The 17,209-nt window shown below is 68.8% G+C and carries 12 protein-coding genes and 1 pseudogene; 10 read left to right on the top strand and 3 right to left on the bottom strand.

What is annotated here, in order from left to right; all coding sequences use genetic code 11:
- The first annotated feature begins 108 nt into the window (after positions 1–108).
- The 3 genes from WMF11_RS07195 to WMF11_RS07185 all read left to right on the top strand — a co-directional run bounded on the left by WMF11_RS07195 (position 109) and on the right by WMF11_RS07185 (position 2,253).
- Entirely contained in the window at positions 109–1,083 is a 975-nt protein-coding gene (locus WMF11_RS07195; protein WP_437976912.1) for a hypothetical protein, read from the top strand.
- Between the two features lie 247 nt (positions 1,084–1,330).
- On the top strand, positions 1,331–1,474 hold the full coding sequence (locus WMF11_RS07190; RefSeq protein WP_437907695.1) for a hypothetical protein: 144 nt from the start codon (positions 1,331–1,333) through the stop codon (positions 1,472–1,474).
- Between the two features lie 146 nt (positions 1,475–1,620).
- A complete protein-coding gene (locus WMF11_RS07185; protein ID WP_437976911.1) occupies positions 1,621–2,253 on the top strand; it encodes a glutathione S-transferase family protein in 633 nt (210 codons plus the stop codon).
- A 35-nt stretch (positions 2,254–2,288) separates the two neighbouring features.
- Here WMF11_RS07185 and WMF11_RS07180 read toward each other — a convergent pair whose 3' ends face one another.
- The gene (locus WMF11_RS07180; RefSeq protein WP_437976910.1) at positions 2,289–2,468 is read right to left on the bottom strand and encodes a hypothetical protein; all 180 of its coding nucleotides are present in this window, start codon (positions 2,466–2,468) and stop codon (positions 2,289–2,291) included.
- A 296-nt stretch (positions 2,469–2,764) separates the two neighbouring features.
- On the opposite strand from WMF11_RS07180, the gene WMF11_RS07175 reads away from it, so the two are divergent.
- The 3 genes from WMF11_RS07175 (at position 2,765) to WMF11_RS07165 (ending at position 4,982) form a co-directional block, all read left to right on the top strand.
- A complete protein-coding gene (locus WMF11_RS07175; protein ID WP_437907692.1) occupies positions 2,765–2,971 on the top strand; it encodes a hypothetical protein in 207 nt (68 codons plus the stop codon).
- An 83-nt stretch (positions 2,972–3,054) separates the two neighbouring features.
- Complete coding sequence (locus tag WMF11_RS07170) at positions 3,055–3,984, top strand: alpha/beta fold hydrolase (protein ID WP_437976909.1); 930 nt, start codon at positions 3,055–3,057, stop codon at positions 3,982–3,984.
- A 92-nt stretch (positions 3,985–4,076) separates the two neighbouring features.
- A complete protein-coding gene (locus WMF11_RS07165; protein ID WP_437976908.1) occupies positions 4,077–4,982 on the top strand; it encodes a YihY/virulence factor BrkB family protein in 906 nt (301 codons plus the stop codon).
- A gap of 21 nt (positions 4,983–5,003) precedes the next feature.
- Here the strand turns inward: WMF11_RS07165 and WMF11_RS07160 are convergent, their stop codons facing one another.
- A complete protein-coding gene (locus tag WMF11_RS07160; RefSeq protein ID WP_437976907.1) occupies positions 5,004–6,158 on the bottom strand; it encodes an AI-2E family transporter in 1,155 nt (384 codons plus the stop codon).
- A gap of 1,489 nt (positions 6,159–7,647) precedes the next feature.
- Here WMF11_RS07160 and WMF11_RS07155 point away from each other — a divergent pair.
- Positions 7,648–9,789: pseudogene (locus WMF11_RS07155) on the top strand (right-handed parallel beta-helix repeat-containing protein); the annotation flags it as partial.
- Positions 9,790–9,900: 111 nt separating this feature from the next.
- Here the strand turns inward: WMF11_RS07155 and WMF11_RS07150 are convergent.
- Complete coding sequence (locus WMF11_RS07150) at positions 9,901–11,217, bottom strand: extracellular catalytic domain type 1 short-chain-length polyhydroxyalkanoate depolymerase (protein ID WP_437976906.1); 1,317 nt, start codon at positions 11,215–11,217, stop codon at positions 9,901–9,903.
- 559 nt (positions 11,218–11,776) lie between these two features.
- On the opposite strand from WMF11_RS07150, the gene WMF11_RS07145 reads away from it, so the two are divergent.
- The 3 genes from WMF11_RS07145 to WMF11_RS07135 are packed head-to-tail and all read left to right on the top strand — an operon-like array spanning position 11,777 to position 17,196.
- Positions 11,777–13,333 (top strand): hypothetical protein, encoded by a 1,557-nt coding sequence (locus WMF11_RS07145; RefSeq protein WP_437976905.1) that lies wholly within the window; start codon positions 11,777–11,779, stop codon positions 13,331–13,333.
- A 42-nt stretch (positions 13,334–13,375) separates the two neighbouring features.
- Positions 13,376–15,685: a family 43 glycosylhydrolase gene (locus tag WMF11_RS07140; protein ID WP_437976904.1), complete on the top strand. Its 2,310-nt coding sequence runs from the start codon at positions 13,376–13,378 to the stop codon at positions 15,683–15,685.
- 23 nt (positions 15,686–15,708) lie between these two features.
- The gene (locus tag WMF11_RS07135; protein ID WP_437979285.1) at positions 15,709–17,196 is read left to right on the top strand and encodes a UxaA family hydrolase; all 1,488 of its coding nucleotides are present in this window, start codon (positions 15,709–15,711) and stop codon (positions 17,194–17,196) included.
- Positions 17,197–17,209 lie beyond the last annotated feature (13 nt).

Below are 17,209 nucleotides of genomic sequence, written 5' to 3'. Positions count from 1 at the left end.
GGGGTCTTGACATCACCCCATGACAAAAGTATCAAGTTTGGTCCGCTTGCTTGGCTCTCGGAGAGCCGGAGGTCCACCATGCATCGTGTTCACGCTGTGAGCCTTACCTTGGCCCTCATTGCATTCCACGTGGGCTGCAATTCAACCTCCTCGGACTCGAGCTCCGGTGGAGGCGACGGAAGCGGTGGCGCGACCAGCACCGGTACGACCGGCAGCGGCGGGGCTGGCGGTGACGGCGGGGCCCTCACGAGCAGCTCGTCGAGCGGCGGCGGGCAAGGCGGCTCGAGCGGCGGCGGGCAAGGCGGCTCGAGCGGCGGCGGGCAAGGCGGCTCGAGCGGCGGCGGGCAAGGTGGCTCGGGCGGCGGCGAGACCTCCCTGACGGGCTGCGCGTCCGGCAGGTACATCCTCTGCGAGGATTTCGAGGACACCGACGTGGGCGGCGTTCCGCAGGGCTGGACCAAGCATGGTGAGCCGGTCGCGGTCGCCGACGATCAGGCCGCGCACGGCAAGCACGCGCTGAAGATGGGCCCCGTCGCGAACGGGGAGCGGCGCATCTATCACGACGCTTCTCAGCTCGGGAGCGGGCACTGGGGCCGGATCCGCTACCGGGTGCAGCGGCCGGTGCCTGACGCGTTCGTCCATTCGACGCTCGTCGCGCTGTACGGCAACGGCCCGACGACGGGCGCCCAGGAGGTCCGCGTCGTGGACACGGTGAAGGAAGACAAGGACGGCTGGGACAATGACGGCAACGGGTCGCACATCCAGTACCTCTACAACGTGCAGCCCGCGGGGGCGGAGTTCGGCAAGGGGAGCACGTACAGCTGGTACTATGAGGACCAGTGGCACTGCGTCGAGTGGCACATCGACGGTCCAACGCAGCGCTACGACTTCTACCTGGACGGCGAGCTCCTCGACCAGATCAGCATCGCGAACGGGCCGGGCAACTACTCGGGCTCGGAGATCCCGGACGCGTTCAGCGAGATCCGGGTCGGGTGGAACAACTACCAGAGCGCGCCGCCGGGGTTCACGGCGTGGATCGACGACGTCGCGCTGGACGACGAGCGGATCGGCTGCGAGGAGTGAAGTCCTGCTCGTAGATCGCGCCGAGGATCCGCGCTGGATCCCCGTCGGTCCCCTTCGGGATGTGGACCCGCCGCACGGGCGGCGCGCGTACGTGCCGGGCTTCGCGCGTTCAAGCAGCGACCTGAGGTTGCCCTCCAGGTTCGCTGCGTGCTCTTCCGCGGTTGCCTGTCTCCCAGGCAGGCTCTCCAGGGGATACCCGGCGAGTAGAGCATGTGGGGAAACGCAGGGATTCATCGAGGCCGGCGCCGTGGCGCTCGGGGTCGGCGGCGAGCTCGTGGACGCCGCGGCGCTCGCGGCGGGCAAGGACGAGGTCCTCACGGAGCGCGCGCGTGAGTTCATGTCCGTGGTCAGCGCCGCGCGTGCGGAGCTCAAGAACAGCGGGCGGGCGTAGCGGACAGCTCCGGCGGGCGGTGCTCGGGAGCTCTCCTCGATGGAGCTGCCCGCCGCGACATGGAATTACCAGGGCCCTCGATGCGGCCGGCCAGGGTGTGCACCGTCTGGTAGCCGCCCGCGGCAGGCTCGGTTAAACGAGCCTCCATGATCCTGATTGGCCAGTACGACTCTCCCTTCGTGCGCCGCGTCGCCGTGGCGCTCCAGCATTACGGGCTCGCGTACGAGCACCGCCCGTGGTCGGTGTGGGCCGACGCGGAGTCCATCGCGAGGTACAACCCGCTCCGGCGGGTCCCCGTGCTCGTGACGGACGGCGGGGAGCCGCTCGTGGAGAGCGCGGCGATCCTCGACGCCCTCGACGACCTGGTGGGGCCGGAGCGCGCGCTCCTGCCGCGCTCGGGCGAGGCGCGCCGCGCCGGGCTGCGGGTCTCCGCGCTCGCCACGGGGCTCGCGGACAAGGCGGTGAGCCTGCTCTACGAGCACGTGCTGCGCACGGGCGAGCGCCGGAGCGCTGTCTGGGTGGAGCGCTGCACCGCGCAGATCGGCGAGACGCTCGACCTGCTGGAGCGGGAGCGCGCCGCCCGGCCCGGCGAAACCTGGTGGCTGGGCGCCTTCAGCCACGCCGACATCGCGGTCGCCTGCGCGCTGCGCTTCATCGGTGAGGCGCACCCGGCCCTCGCCGACGCCGCGAGGCGGCCAGCGCTGGCCGCGCACGCGGCGCGCTGCGAGGCGCTCCCGGTGTTCGCGGCGGTGGTGCAGCCCCTCCACGTGGCCGTGTAACGCCGCGTGCCAGGAATCCCGCCAGGACGCCGTACCTACCCTTCCAGCCTCGACAGCTCGACGGTCCCGCTCAGCCAGCGCGGCAGGGTACCGCGTCCGCCTACCTTCTTCGGCCGCCAGTCGCCGCTGTCCCCGTGCACGAAGATGACGTGCACGTTCTCGTGCTGGGCAGCGATGACCGCCGGGATGAAGGCGTTGGTGAGCTCAAGAGACATCCTGGCGGCGCCCTTGGTGACGCAGAGCCCGATGGCAGCCGCGTCGCGCTGCGCGATTCGGCCGGCCGCCGACGACCCACATCAGCGAGCGGCCAAGCTCGGGCGAAGCCCCACCTCGACACCCTGCACGCTACGCTCGACGTCGCGAAGGCCAAGCTCCACGAGATCGCCGAGACGACCGACGATACGTGGGACGAGGTGAAGCAGGGCGCCGACCACGTCGGAAGCGACGTCAAGGCGTCCGTCGAGGGCGGCGCGTACGACTCCCTCGAGAAGCCCAGCAAGGAGGGCTGACCATGTCGTGGTTCACAGCATGGCTCGGTTACGGCCTCGGTCGGGGAGCGGCCAAGGCCATCTTCGGCGAAGACCAACCGCAGGCAGTGCGCCCGCCGATCCGCGAGCAGACCGAGGCGGAGATCCGCGCCGACGAGAAGCGGTACGACGAGGACGCGAAGCGGCTCGACACGGAGGACAAGGCGGCGAAGAGACGCGGCTCCGGCTGAGGGACGAGCGCCCGCTCGACCGGGCGCGACCCGCATAGGTCGGATCTGAGCGACACCGGCGGAATCGCATTACGCTTCGTGTCATGGAGCTGCACCACACCACAATCCACGGGCACGACATCGCCTTCCGCCGGGAAGGCCGGGGCCCGCTCTTGGTGCTCATCCATGGCATGGCCGGGAGCTCGGCGACGTGGCGGCACGTGATGCCCGCGCTCGCCCGGCGGTTCACCGTCGTCGCGCCGGATCTGCTGGGCCACGGCGCCTCCGCCAAGCCGCGGACCGACTACTCGCTCGGCGCGTATGCGAGCGGCATCCGCGATCTCATGGCGGCGCTCGGGCACGACCGCGGCACCCTCGTCGGGCACTCGTTCGGCGGCGGCGTCGCCATGCAGACGGTCTACCAGTTCCCCGAGTGCTGCGAGCGGCTCGTCCTCGTCGGCAGCGGCGGCCTCGGGATCGAGGTGAACGCGCTCCTGCGGGCGCTGAGCCTGCCCGGGGCCGGGCTGGCGCTGCCGATCGGCTGCCGGCCGCTCTCCCGCGCGCTCCTCCGCTTCGCTCTCCGCCCGGAGCGCTCCCTCGCGCGCGCCGCCGTGCGCTTCCTGGAGCGGCGCGGCCGGCGCCCCGGCCCGGTGCTCGTCGAGTTCGTCAACTCCTGTTCATCGCTCGCGGACGCGGACGCCCGGCGCGCGTTCGTCCAGACCCTGCGCTCGGTGATCGACCGCGCCGGCCAGCGCGTGAGCGCGCACGACCGGCTGTACCTGACGGCGGAGGTGCCGACGCTGATCGTGTGGGGGACCAACGACCCGGTGATCCCCGTCGCCCACGCCCGCGACGCGCACGTATCGATGCCGGGCAGCCGCCTCGATCTCTTCGACGCCGTCGGGCACTACCCGCATTGCGAGGATCCGGAGAAATTCGTGCGCGTGCTCGAGGGGTTCGTGGACACGACGGAGCCGGCGCGGGTCTCCGCGCAGCGGTGGCGCGAGCTCCTCACGCGCGGGCGCGCGGCGTGACGGCGACGCGCCTTCGCTGGCCATGTCGGGGCGCGATCACACGACGCGTTAGACTGACAGTCTACCATGGAGCCCCGAGGTGGGAGGCATCGATGCGTCGGCTGCACACCTTGAAGCTGGCGGGATGGAAGCGGCGGTTTTCACGCGCCGGCGCCTGGTCGAAGGACGTGCTCGTCTGCCTGGATCGCACGAGGGTCCTCGGCCTCGCCGCCGAGACGGCGTTCTGGCTATTTCTCTCGCTCGTGCCGCTCGCCGCTGTCGCGGGTCTCCTTGCCGGGCGCTTCTCGACGAACAACTGGAGCGCGGTCGTGCAGCTGTTGAGCCCGCTCCCGGCAGCGGCCCGCCAGCTCGTCAGCGCCGAGCTGATCAACCTCGCCACCTGGAACGAGGGTTCGGCGGGCGTCGCGAGCACAGCTGTCTTCATCTGGCTCGCCTCGAGCGGCGTGCACTCGATCTTCGACTCCCTCGAGATCGGGACCGGGATCTCGCGTCCCTGGTGGAAGAAGCGCCTGCTCGCCATCGGCATGTGCGTCGTCCTGCCGGTCGCGGTTGCTCTCCTCGCGTCCCTGGGCCCCGCGCTCCAGGGCGCGATGGGTGGGCTCGGGCGGTGGATCCCGCCGCTGCGGGCGACCGAAGCCCCGACCCTGGCGAGCCGCCTTCTCCGCTTCTGCGTCAGCACAGGGATCGTCCTCGCGTACGTCTGTGCCCTGTACCGGGTCGGCATCCCGCCCCGGGCCCGGCGTGGCGTGCCGATCCTTCCCGGTGCGCTGCTCGCCGTCGCGCTCGAGATCCTGTTCGGCTTCGCCTATGCGTTCTACATCGCCAAAGCGGGAGATGGCGGCGCCTACCTGGCGGGGCTCGCGGTGATCGGCGTGACCATGATCGGCCTGTACTTGTTCACGGCAGCGCTCCTCGTGGGGGCGGTGGTGAACCGGAAGCTTGCGCGCGGCGTCGAGACCTGCCCCGGGGCGGCAGCCAGGAGCAGGATGGACGATTGAGCGTCGATCTCGCCACCTCGATCACCTCCGAGCGTCGTCCTCCGTGCGCCTCCCCTTCGTCTCCGCCACGTAGATCCGCAGCGTCGAGATCGCCAGCGCCATCACCAGCGGCCCGAGCAAGAGCCCGAACAGCCCGAACGTCTCCACCCCACCGAACAGCGCGCCGAACGTGAAGAGCGCTGGCATGCTCGATCCCCGGCCCACGAGCCGCGGGCGGATCACGTAGTCGGAGACGCCCCCCACCACCAGCGCCCCCCACGCGAGCTCGACGATCCCCATGGCGATGTGGTGCGTGAGGATCAGGTACACGCCCGCCGGCACCCAGACGAGCAGCGTGCCGACCGCGGGGACCAGCGAGGCCACCGCCGTCGCGGCGCCGAAGAACGCCGCCTCGGGCACCCCCGTGATGAGGTAACCGATCGTCGCGAGAAACCCTTGCGCGATTCCGGTGAGCACCGTGCCGAGGAGGGTCGTCCGGCCGACGACACGGAACTCGTCGAGCAACGCGCGGGTGTGGCGTGGGTGCAGCGGGAGCACGTCTTCCGCGCGGCGCGCGAGCGAGGTCCAGTGCCGAAGGACGAAGTAGGTGGTCATCGACAGGAAGAAGAAGCCGAGCAGCGCGCTGAAGCTGGCCGAGGCGACGAACGCCGCGATGCCGGCGGCGCGGGCGGCGAGCTCGGCCGCGGCGTCGCGCAGCCGGGCGGCAAGATCGTCGGCGCGGAGCCCGAGCGGTTCGAGGCGCCGGGTCCACTCCACGACGAGCTCACGGGCCGGGGCCCCGGGGGAGAGCGCGGCGATGAGCTCCCCCGCCAGCACCACGCCCCGGCCCACGAGCAGCGACGAGATCCCGGCCAGCACCGCGACGATCACGATCGACGACAGCCCGACCGCGATCGCCGCCGCCACCGCGGGTCGACGCCCGCGCGCCCGCATCCGCTCGTAGAACGGCTGCATCGTGAAGGCGTTGAGCGTGCCGAGGACGATGCCGATCCCCACCGGGTGGGTGATCCACACCATGGCCGCGACCGCGGCGATCGCCAGCGCCGCGAGCGCCCTTCGCTCCCGCGCGGGCTCCGGAGGGGCCGCCGGCAGGACCGCGGTGGGAGGCGGCTCCGGCGCGCGCATTTCCAAGGACGGGGGCGGCCCCGAAGCGTCGGGCGGGAGGGGGTCGGCCATCACGTAGGTCTCCGCGGTTCGAGGCGAGGTCCGACCTCCGCGCAGGTGGAGAATGCCGCGATCTCCTGCCCGGTGTCGGGGCTACTTGCGCTGGAGGACTGGCGCTCGGGTCTCCGGGCAGGCCGCAGCGTCATGATCGCCGGAGGGGGTATTCAGTCGTCCGGCCGATCTCAGCGGCCGTCCTCGGGAAGCGTTTGCTGCGGCTTGCCCAGTGGCGTCGGGTTCGCAGGAGGCGAGGGCTCTCATCCGCTCTGCTCCCCTGCGCGGAGCCGGCGGGTCGGGGGGCGTGCTGCTGCTTGGGGTCGCTCTCGCTCTCCGCCTCGGACATGCGGCACCTCCGTGCGCTCGACGTGGTCATCGTCGTCGTGGTCCGTGCCTCGTCAAGACGCCCGAGGCCCTCCGCTGCACGCGGTGAAGCTCAGGTTCGAGCGTTGCGCACGACCGATGTCGGACGAGCTCGCCACCCTGCCCGTTAACGAGCATCGAGGACGTCGTGCGGACGATGCGCGAGCACGGCTGCCGGCGTGTCCCCTCGTCGACGACGATGACGGACACGCACACCGAGCAAGGAAGGCGCATAATTGCCCGGGGGATGAGCCGGCGGATCCACCCCTCGCCCCCATCACGCCGCCGCGCGGGCCCGCCCGACGAGCTCGGAGCCGGTCAGCGCCTCGACGGCTGCACCGCCGTCCAGGCCGAGCTGGTCCTGTGCACGAGCACCGCCCAGGTCCCCCGGAAAACACGACCTCGCGCAAGCCGGGCTCGCGGGACAGCTCACGCGGGCGCCTCGGCCGGCCGCCGCTGCGCACCGCTCCGGATCGAGGACATCCGCGCGCCGGTTCATTTCGATTGACGCCAGTCATGTGAACGTTCACATTCCACACCAGGTATTCTTTGGCGTTGCCCTGGATAGGTGCGTCATGCGCACCGGGCCTTTCTCCTTGTGCGCGTTTACCGTGCCGGTCGGGCCGCTGGCTCCAGGTGAGGCGCATGCAGGGCGAGGAGCGTGCCGGCGCGCGTGCTCGTTCGGCATCTCTGCTTCGCGACGTACCGCTGCTTCGCGAGGCTCTGGCAGGGCTCGCGGCAGCATCGCTGCGGGTCGGTTCCTCACTGAGCTGACGTGATCTGGAAGCGGCGCGGCGCTCCGCGTGGGCGGCTGGCTCACCTTCCCTTCGAGGCAAGAATCATGCGTGAGAGTCACGATTCCACCGTTCGTCACGTCAAGCTGCTGGTCGCCGCATCCCTCACGGCGTTCGCTGGGTTGGCCGCCTGTTCATCGGACGGGACGAGCCCCAACCTGGCCGGCGGCGACAGCTCGGCTGGCGGCAGCGCGACCGGCGGAGCCGACGCCACTGCAGGAGCCGGAGGAGCGGCAGCGGACGGGGGCGGCGGCAGCGCCGGCGCGGTGGCCGGTGGCGGAACGGGCGGCGGCGGCGGCGGCGGCGGCGGCGGCGAGGTTCCAGACGAGACCGGGACGCGGCAAGCGGCGTACTACGTGTCGCCCTCCGGTAGCGACGACAATCCAGGCACCGCCGGCGCGCCGTTCAAGACGGTCACCAAGGCGCGCGACGCCGTCCGCACCGTCAACGCCAACATGACCGGCGACATCTACGTTTACCTCCGAGCTGGCACGTACAGCCTCACCGACGCCATCGCCTTCGCTCCGTCGGACTCGGGCACGAATGGCCATCGCATCCACTATCAGGCTTACCCCGGGGAAAAGCCCGTTTTGAACGGCGCGACGAAGGTGACCGGATGGACGCCGGAGGCAGGCAACATCTACAAGGCCAAGCTGGACCGAACGACGAAGCTGCGCAACCTGTACGTGAACGATGCTCGTGCCCTGATGACGAGCAAGCGGGTCACGTCGCGCGGAGGGGTCGGGACGTACAGCGTGACGGCCGGGCAGCACAGCTGGGCTTGGGCGACCGGCAGCGGCAGTGACGGCGCCAAGTACGACCTCAACGCGGTACCTGCCATCGCCAGCAACAAGGACGACCTCGAGATCGTGAACGGCACCACGTGGAATGAGAATATCGTCTGCGTTCGTGATGTCACCACCACGCCAGACAACCTCCGCGCGCTGCTCTTTCAACAGCCCTACGGTGCCATTGCGCAGACCCCCGGCTGGAACTCGGGCTTCAGTGTTTCTGGTTCCCACACGATCTACAACGCGCGTGAGTTCTTGGACTCACCCGGTCAGTTCTATTTCGACAAGACGACCGGGACCCTCTACTACTACCCACGACAGGGCGAAGACATGGCTCAAGCCGACGTGCAGGCGCCGATCGCAGAGAAGCTGATCGACATCGTCGGCGCCTCCAGCGCCAGCCGCGTCAAGAACCTCACCTTCCAGGGCATCACCTTCGCCAACACCGACTACAACCTGTACAGCGTGGACGGGTCGCGCGGCAAAGCGACGGTACAGGGCGCCACCACCTACGTTGCTTACGGCGACGGCAACTGGCACAACAGCAAATACGAGATCATCGACACGCTGCCCGGGATGATCACGGTCAACAACGCCGACTCGATCGACTTCATCGGCAACGTGGTGAAGCACAGCGGCAACGAGGGCATTTCTTTCATCAACGACGTCGTGAATTCCAGCATCGTCGGCAACTACATCACCGACATCGCCGGCAGCGGCATCACGGTCGGCCACCCGCAGCACCTGTACGCGGGCGACACCGGCCCGCACCACAAGTTCGGCTCGGGTGTCGAAGGCATCTGTAAAAACGACACCATCAGCAACAACCTGCTGTACGACGTGAGCTCGCTGCCGGGTTTCGGTGGCCATTCGGGCATCACCGCGTTCTTCGTCGATGGCCTGAAGATAACCTACAACCACATCCAGAAGACGGCCTACAACGGCATCAACCTGGGCTGGGGCTGGCGGAACTTCCCCGACTCGACCACCTGCAAAGACAATGCGATCACCAACAATCGCTTCATCGATACCTTGAGCAGGCTACACGACAGCGGCGCGGTCTACACGCTAGGTCAGATGCCGGGCACGACCATCAACGAGAACTACGTCAAGGGCATTCCGCCCGCGACGAGCGGCCCCACGTACGGCCTGCACAACGACGAGGGCAGCGCGTACATCACGCAGAACGACAACGTGCTCGACATCGACCCCGGCGTAAAATACACGATCAACTGCGAGGATTTCGGGGCCAAGCACCACCTCACCATCCTGAGGACGTACGCCACCGTGAACAAGATGGGCATCAACCCGCCCGATAGCAGGATCGACCCGCCGGTCGCGGTTCCGGACAACATGTGGCCGGCGGCCCAGTACGAAATTTGCCTGAGCTCCGGCATCCAGGAAGAGCACCGGGGCATCATCCCCAGCAGCCTGCTCGCGGTTCAAGACTACGTATTCCCGGCGAGCGCCTCGGTGGCATCCGGCACCAAGACGATCAAGATCAGGAGCACCGGCGCGGCGGCCAACGCCGTCTGGCTCGCGCCGGCCGGCACCGGCACGTTCACGGAGGGCGCGACGATGACGAAGGCGGCGGGGGACGCTACGTCCATCGCCGTGCCGGCCAGCGCCGGAACGTACAAGCTGCATGTGGTCGATGCGCAGGGCGAAAAGCTCGGTGAATCGGCGGCGCAACTGCGGGTGCGCTGACGTGCCGCGGTGGGCGCTACAGCAGTGACGCTGCCGTCGGCGACCATCTTCACCCAGCGCTGGTTCGCGGGTTGTCCGGCTGGCCCGGCTGCCAGCGCGTGCAGGTCACCGGGCTGCCATTGTCCTCCGACGACGACGCATCAAGGTCGAAAGTGCAATTGCCAGAGCAACCAGGGAAGTCCCGACGGACTCCCCTGAATCGGCCCTGCCGACCGCGCACGATCCAGGATCAGCGCTGCCGGCCGGGCCACCAGCCGTGACGGCGCCACCCGTTCCACTGCTCCCGCCGCTTCCGCCTGCGGTGCCGCTTCCGCCTGCGGTGCCGCTCGACCCCGTGCTCCCAGCGGTCCCGCCGCCCATGCCGCCCTGCCCCTGTCCGCCACCCCCACCCTCTCCGCCGGTTCCGCCCGCGCCGCCGCTTCCGCCCGCGCCGCCGCTTCCACCCGCCCCACCGCTGCACGCCTCTATCTCGGGATCGACCGGCCCGGTCTTGTCGAGACCCAGAAAGGGGATGACATACTCAGCGGGGAACAACGCGTCGGATGGGCCGTGATCACCGCCAATCGAGGTGAACGCGTCGAGGACCACGTAGCCGCACTCATTCTCCCAGCGTTGCCGCGTCGCATCGTGATTACCGAGCCGGACTCCCGTATCGGTCGACGTCGGGCTCGCGCCCACGCCCAGAACATTGGTCCATTGCTTGATGGCCTCCGTGTGGTTCGGGTACCTGATGATGGTGTCCGCGTCGCCGTGGAAGAGCTGCAGCCGCGGGCGATGTCCCGCATACCCCGGGGCCAGCGTACGGGCGATGTCCCCCCATTCTTGCGCGTTGTGGGTCACCGAGCCGCCCGCGCACGCTCCGCTATATCCGCCGCTGTTGCCTGATTCGTTGGCTGCGCGGCACCCGGCCGGCATGCCCGCGAACGCGGCGCCTGCTTTGAAGACGTCCGGGTAGAGGGCGAGCAGGAGCTCGGTCATCATGCCGCCGGACGAATCTCCCGTCGCATAGACGCGATCCGCGTTGCCTCCGTACGTGTCGAGCGCGTACTTCACCATCTGCCTGATGGCGTGACTGTCGCCACCGCCTTCGCGCGTGCGCGTCTTGTTCGAGACGACGTCCCAGCATCTTCCGCTGCTGGGGACGACCATGATGAAGCCATGTTCGTCCGCCGCGTCGACGATGCCCCCGCCCCGCGCCTGACCAAACACTGCACTGGCGGTCCCGCCGCAGTAGTGCACCAGAGTCAGAATCGGAGGATTCGGCGCCACGCGGTCCGGGGCATAGACGTACATGCTCACGTCACCAGGCAGACCGCTCACCCCCCAGCCGTTGACCTGCTGCAACGTCGCCGCTCCCGCGGAGGGTACCGACCCCAGCATGGCTGCCAGCAAGGCGCCCCCGGCAGTCCAATTTCGGCTCATGATGGAGTTCTCTCCTGAGGGTGAATTTGCTCTCTCGGACCAAGCAAGGGTGCGACAACACGACCCATCCATGGCGAAGCAACAGGATACCGATCGGGCCGATTGTGAGCGTTCACATATGCAGCGTCAATTCCAATCGACCGGCCCGAGGTGTCCTCCGGCCCGAGGGAGAAGAGGCTGGCGGGGCACCTCTGGAGCGGCGGCCGTGAGCTCGTCGCCGGGCCATTTCGGTTGACGCCGATGATGTGAGCGCTCACAATCGCTCGCGAACCATCCCCTTCGCCTTGTTCAGGACAGGCCGTCGGGCGCGCAGGGCGCCCGTCCTCGGGATCGATCCCGGTACGGCTCCGCTCGCTCGGTCATCGCGGACAAAGGCGCGTGATTCACTGCGCCGCGCAACAGGGGTGGGCTCTCCGCGGTCCGACATCGTCGCACGAAAGCCCGTGACGGCCAGCTGAACCGGCAGTGGACCAGGATGTGATCCCGAGCTCCGGACATCGGACCGGGCGGGCGCCGGCGTCCAACGGCGCAGCAACCACGCGGGAGACAGAGGAGCGAGATGGCACGTTTGGGAAGCAGATCGAGCGCACGATTCCTCGTGGCGCTCTTGTGGACCTCCGGGTGCAGCGACCCGGCGACGACGACCGGCGGCGACGCAGGACCCGATGCCGAGCCCCCCGCGTGCTCCGAGGGCACCTGGGATCACGATGGCGACAGCGCGACGAGCTGCGTCGCATGGACAGACTGCACCGCGGGCACCTTCGCGAGCGCCGAGGGCTCGCCTACCGCGGACCGGCGGTGCACGGCGTGCCCGGAGGACACCTTCAGCGACACGATGAACGCGCCGAGCTGCGGGATGCACACGCCCTGCGCGCCTGGGACGAGGCAGACCGCGCCGGGGACGAGCACCACGCCCGCGCAGTGTGACGCCTGCCCGCCGGGCACGTACTGCGCTGGCGGGACCGCCGCGCCTGTCGATTGCGCGGACGGCACCTGGGACGACGACGCCGATCCCATAACGACGTGCGTCGCGTGGACCGACTGCGTGCCAGGAGAGCTCGTCGGCACGAAGGGAAGCAGCACCACGGACCGCAGCTGCGTCAAGTGCACGAACGGCGAGCACACGGCCACGATGAACGCAACCAGCTGCTCCCCGGGTGCCTGGGTGCTGAGCTACTTCGGGCCGAATCAAAACGTGGCGAGCGATTCGCTGCACCTCGCCTACAGCACCGACGGGCTTCGCTGGTCGACCCTCGCCAATGGACAGCCTGCGTACCAGCTCACCGGGATGGGCACGAATCACATCCGCGATCCGTTCCTGTTCCGCAAGAACGATGGAACGTACATCTATATCGCCACGGACTGGACGCTCTCGGAGAACGACGCGAACTACTGGAACCATCCGAGCTCCAAGATCTTCGTGGCGGACTCGACCGATCTCATCACCTTCACGAATCCCCGGTTGATCACGCTCACGAACCTCCCGGGCCCCGGGAACACCCCGATGCACGCGTGGGCCCCGGAGGCTTACTACGACCCCGATCGCGAGCTCTATGCGATCATCTGGTCCGGGAACGACACCACGGGCGCGAACCGCATCTACGTCAGCTACACCGAGGACTTCGTCACCATCGTCAACCCGACACCCGACGTGCTCTTCGATCCGGGCTACAGCGTCATCGACGCGACGATCACGCAATGGAATGACCGCAACTACCTCTTCTTCAAGGACGAGACGGACAGCAGCGGGAGCGCGCTCACCGGATCGGGCAAGGACATCCAGATCGCGCGCTCCCCGACGCTCGCGCTCGATCCGGAGACGTTCACGCGATGGAGTCCGGACTACATCACGCGCGGGTCGACCCAGGGCAGCAGACGAGCGACGGAGGGGCCGTTTGTCATCAAGGATCCGCGGGAGGATCGATGGTACCTGTTCGCCGACTACTACCTGAACGGCGGTGTGTTCGGGTGCTGGAGCACGACGGATCTCGACGCGGATCCGGGCTCCTGGACGGAGCTCCCGAGCGCGCAGTACCGCTTTCCGTCCGGCGTGCGCCACGCGAACGCGGTCCGGGTCACGCAGGCGGAGCTCGACGCGATCATCGCCCACTACTGAGCATTCTACCGGACCCACGGACGGGTGGAGTTTCCCCTTATCATGCGCGCACCGAGATCTTCCCATCCAGAGTGCACTTCCCTCTCTGCGCCGCGCGTCGCGCTCACGGCGGCAGCCTTCGCCTTCGCCGCGCTGCTCGTGGTGGTCGGTTGCTCGGAGGGGCCTTCGACCGATGCGCCGGACGCGTCGACCCGTTCATTGCGGATCATGACGGCGGGCACAGCGCTCAGCACCTCGGAGTCCGGCGGGCGGGTGACCGTGAGCGTGGCGCTCGACGGCGCGCCGAGCGCGCCGATCACGGTGCCGGTCTCGAGCTCGGATGCGACCGAAGGCTCCGTCTCACCGGCGACCCTCTCCTTCACGGTGGAGGATTGGAGCGTCCCTCGGGAGATCACGGTCACGGGGGTGGACGATGCGGAGAGCGACGGGGATCAGATCTTCCGCGTCCGCCTCGGGCCCTCGGTCTCTGCAGACCCAGCGTGCGACGGCCTCGTCGCGGAGTCCGCTGACATCACGAACACGGACGACGACGCTCCAGGGACGGCAGCGATCGTCGTCAGCGACCCGTCGGGGCCCCTCGCCGAGCGCGGCGCGCCCGTGACGTTCACCGTGCTCCTCGCATCGCAGCCGAGCGCGCCCGTGACGATCGCGCTCGGCGTCAGCGACACGACCGAGGCGACGCTGAGCCATGCGGACCTGACGTTCACGGAGGCGAACTGGAGCACGGCGCAGACCGTGACCTTGAGCAGCGTCGATGACTGGCAGGCCGACGGAGCTCAGCCCGTACGCGTCGTCTTCGACGCACCGGCCAGCGAGGACCCGGAGTATGCGGCCCTCGCCGCCCCCGCTGTTCTCGAGCTCTCCAATCTCGACGACGACGCCGGAGGGGGTTACCAGCTTCGCACGACGCACAAGGAGGACGCCCCGCTCTACGTCGCGCACTCCTATTATCACGCGATGATCACCGACCTCGACGACAGGGCGAACAACCAGCTTCCTGCCGACTTCCAGTGGAGAGTGGTGCCCGGCCTGGCGAACCCGGATGATCCGACGCTGGTGTCGTTCGAGCCTGTGGGTTTCGGCGGTCGCTACCTGCACGTCGACAGCATGAACTCGACCCGGTACCCGCTGCAGGATGAGACGTCCAACCGGGCCAGCGGGCTCTGGGAGACCCCGCCCGAAGAGAGGAGTCACCTTCTGTGGATCGACGTGTTCACGGAGTCCACCGCGTTCCGGAGGGACGCCACGTTCCGGATCGTGCCCGCCCTGAACGGGGATCCGACGATGGTCTCGCTGCAGTGGTACTCGGACGCGACACGTTATCTCCGGCACCTGAACTACCAGATCCATGCGCACGTGCTCGACGGCACGGCGGTCGAGAACGCGGAGGCGTCGTTCGCGCTCGAACCGCTCGGCTATCTGATCTCGCAGCGCGCCGATCCCCACATCAAGCGGCATACGGACGGTTACTACTACTTCACCGCGAGCGTGCCGACGTACGATCACATCGAGATCAGGCGCGCGACCACGATACGAGGCCTGACCAGCGCGACCCCGAAGGTCGTCTGGACGAAGCACGCGACCGGCCCCATGGCGGCGCACATCTGGGCGCCCGAGCTACATTTCATCGACGGCAAGTGGTACATCTACTTCGCCGCCGGAAGCTCGACCGACATCTGGGCCATTCGCATGTACGCGCTCGAGAGCTCATCGGCCAACCCGATGGATGGCACGTGGATCGAGCGAGGGCAGATCGTGACGGACTCGGACACCTTCGCGCTCGACGCCACGACGTTCGAGCACGACGGCAAGCGCTATCTCGTGTGGGCGCAGGAGGACCCGAGCGTCGCGGGCGACAACAGCAGCTTGTTCATCGCGGCCATGGTGAACCCGTGGACGCTGGCCAGGCCCAGCGTGCGGATCGCCAGACCCGAGCACGCCTGGGAGACGGCGGGGTTCGCGGTCAACGAAGGTGCTGCCGTGCTCGAGCGGAATGGGCGGGTCTTCATCAGCTACTCGGCGAGCGCGACGGACGACCGCTACTGCCTCGGCCTGCTCACGGCGAGCGCGACGGACGACCTGCTGCGCGCCAGCTCGTGGACGAAGAACGAGGATCCAGTGTTCGTCAGCGCCAACGGGCTGTATGGCCCGGGCCACAACTCGTTCACGACCTCGGCGGACGGATCGATCGACGTGCTCGTGTACCACGCGCGGAACTACGAGAAGATCACGGGGGACCCGCTCTACGACCCGAACCGTCACACGCGCGTCCAGCGGCTAGAATGGAATGCAGACGGAACGCCGAACTTCGGCGTACCGCTCCTGAACGGCGCGAATACGATTGGCGACTGACTGCTTCGCGGAGGGAGAATGAAATGAGCTTGGCAGCATCCCTGTTGCAGATCGATCCTCGAGATGATGTGGCCGTCGCCGTGCGCGGCCTGGCCGCCGGCGATTCGGTGGCCCACGCGATCACCGCCCGCGCCGACATCCCGGCCGGGCACAAGGTGGCGCTGCGCGCGATGGCCGCTGGCGAGCTGGTGCGGAAGTACGGCTGGCCAATCGGGCGGGCGACAGTGGAGATCCAGCCGGGCGATCACGTGCACACGCACAACCTGGCCACCGCGCTCTCCGGCCTCGACACCTACGCCTACGAGCCCACGAACCCTGAGCCCCTCCCCGCCACCGAAGACCGCACCTTCATGGGCTACCGGCGGAAGAACGGGCGGGTGGGCACCCGCAACGAGATCTGGATCCTCTCGACGGTGGGCTGCGTCTCGCGCACCGCCCAGAAGGTGGCCGCCGAGGCGGACAAACGCTTCAAGGGCCGGGTGGACGGGGTCTATGCCCTCACCCACCCCTTCGGCTGCTCCCAGCTGGGGGGCGACCTCGAGGCCACCCGCCGGATGACCGTTGCCCTGGCCGGCCACCCGAACGCGGGCGGAGTATTGATCATCGGCCTGGGCTGCGAGAACAACCAGCTCGGCCCGCTCCTCGAGAGCGCCGCGCACATCGATCCCGATCGCCTGCGGTCCTTCACCGCCCAGACGGCCGAGGACGAGATCGAGGCGGGCCTCGAGGCCGTCGAGGAGCTGGTGAGGATCGTCGAGCAGGACCGCCGCGAGCCCTGCCCCGTCTCCGACCTGGTGATCGGCCTCAAGTGCGGCGGCTCGGACGGCTTCTCGGGGCTGACCGCCAACCCGCTGGTGGGCCGCATCGCCGACAAGGTCTGCGCCGCCGGTGGCTCGGCCATCCTGACCGAGATCCCGGAGATCTTCGGCGCCGAGCGCCTGCTCATGACCCGCGCCGAGAGCGAGGCGGTCTACGAGGGCATCGTCGGCGTGGTCAACGACTTCAAGGGTTACTTCATCACCCACGGCGAGCCGGTGTCGGAGAACCCCTCGCCCGGCAACATCGCCGGCGGCATCACGACGCTGGAGGAGAAGTCCCTTGGCGCGGTGCAGAAGGCCGGCCGCGCCCCGGTGACCGAGGTGGTCCACTACGGCGGGCAGATCCGCGGCACGCCGGGCGTGGCGCTGCTGGAGGCCCCCGGCAACGACGCGGTCTCGTCCACAGCGCTCACGGCCGCCGGCGCGACGGTCATCCTCTTCACCACCGGCCGGGGCACGCCCCTCGGCTTCCCCGCGCCGACCCTCAAGCTCGCCACCAACTCCAGCCTGGCCCAGCGCAAGCAGCGCTGGATCGACTTCGACGCCGGCCGCATCGCTTCGGGCGAATCCATGGACACGGCCGCCGACGCCCTGATGGACCTGGTGCTGGCCACCGCCTCGGGCCGTCCAACCCGCGCCGAGGAGAACGGCGAGCGCGAGATCGCACTCTGGAAGCGGGGCGTCACCCTCTGAGCCGAAAGCGCCT

This window comes from Sorangium sp. So ce295 (genome assembly GCF_051527405.1).
Classification (GTDB): domain Bacteria; phylum Myxococcota_A; class Polyangia; order Polyangiales; family Polyangiaceae; genus Sorangium; species Sorangium cellulosum_B.
This window is presented reverse-complemented; position numbering and strand designations above follow the sequence as displayed.

What these genes read in the sequence shown, in the direction of transcription:
- WMF11_RS07165 (WP_437976908.1), top strand. Translation starts at nt 4,077, where the DNA reads ATGCGTCGGCTGCACACCTTGAAGCTGGCGGGATGGAAGCGGCGGTTT.
- WMF11_RS07180 (WP_437976910.1), bottom strand. Translation starts at nt 2,468, where the DNA reads ATGTCTCTTGAGCTCACCAACGCCTTCATCCCGGCGGTCATCGCTGCC.
- WMF11_RS07170 (WP_437976909.1), top strand. Translation starts at nt 3,055, where the DNA reads ATGGAGCTGCACCACACCACAATCCACGGGCACGACATCGCCTTCCGC.
- WMF11_RS07140 (WP_437976904.1), top strand. Translation starts at nt 13,376, where the DNA reads ATGCGCGCACCGAGATCTTCCCATCCAGAGTGCACTTCCCTCTCTGCG.
- WMF11_RS07185 (WP_437976911.1), top strand. Translation starts at nt 1,621, where the DNA reads ATGATCCTGATTGGCCAGTACGACTCTCCCTTCGTGCGCCGCGTCGCC.
- WMF11_RS07145 (WP_437976905.1), top strand. Translation starts at nt 11,777, where the DNA reads ATGGCACGTTTGGGAAGCAGATCGAGCGCACGATTCCTCGTGGCGCTC.
- WMF11_RS07150 (WP_437976906.1), bottom strand. Translation starts at nt 11,217, where the DNA reads ATGAGCCGAAATTGGACTGCCGGGGGCGCCTTGCTGGCAGCCATGCTG.
- WMF11_RS07160 (WP_437976907.1), bottom strand. Translation starts at nt 6,158, where the DNA reads ATGGCCGACCCCCTCCCGCCCGACGCTTCGGGGCCGCCCCCGTCCTTG.
- WMF11_RS07175 (WP_437907692.1), top strand. Translation starts at nt 2,765, where the DNA reads ATGTCGTGGTTCACAGCATGGCTCGGTTACGGCCTCGGTCGGGGAGCG.
- WMF11_RS07135 (WP_437979285.1), top strand. Translation starts at nt 15,709, where the DNA reads ATGAGCTTGGCAGCATCCCTGTTGCAGATCGATCCTCGAGATGATGTG.